The sequence below is a fragment of the Chitinophaga sp. RCC_12 genome (genome assembly GCF_041360695.1).
Taxonomy (GTDB): Bacteria; Bacteroidota; Bacteroidia; order Chitinophagales; family Chitinophagaceae; genus Chitinophaga.
The window spans coordinates 1-672 of the sequence record NZ_JBFUPS010000030.1; the positions used below are offsets into that span (position 1 = coordinate 1).

The following is a 672-nucleotide window of genomic DNA, read 5'->3' on the forward strand; positions in this document are numbered from 1 at the left end:
TGGAGTGAAACCAGATGCGGTAGTAGGTCTTTTGATGGACCGTTCTATTGAAATGGTGGTAGGCATGCTGGGTATTCTGAAAGCCGGTGGCGCCTATTTGCCGGTTGATATTACCTATCCGGAAGAAAGGAGGAATTACCTGCTGGATAATAGTCAGACCCGGTTGGTGCTGACAACAAAGGAGTTTGCAGACCTGGTAAAGCCAGGTATAGCGGTGGTGTTAATAGAAGACAGCGAGCAGTTCAGCGCTGTTTTGCCTGACAAGCCGCTGCCATCGGACTTATGTTACGTTATTTATACTTCGGGAACAACAGGAAATCCCAAAGGCGTGATGGTAGAGCATCGTAATGTAGTGCGGTTGCTCTGCAACGATGATTTCCAGTTTTCCTTTGGTCCGGCAGATGTTTGGACGATGTTCCATAGCCACTGCTTTGATTTCAGTGTATGGGAGATTTTTGGGGCATTGTTAACCGGGGGTAAGGTGATTATCGTTCCGAAGATGACAGCGCGTGATACGGGTTTGTATCTTAAATTATTGCGGGAGGAAGGGGTAACGGTGCTGAATCAGACGCCCAGTGCTTTTTATAATCTTTTGCAATTGACTGTAACGGGTCTGTCTTTACGCTATGTTATTTTCGGGGGAGAAGCACTGAGCCCTGGGAAATTGCATTC

General features: G+C 47.2%; 1 protein-coding gene. It reads left to right on the forward strand.

Going from position 1 to position 672, the window contains the following annotated elements:
- The coding region (locus AB6805_RS32465) for an AMP-binding protein (protein ID WP_370913579.1) at nucleotides 1–672 on the forward strand (672 nt) is incomplete at both ends.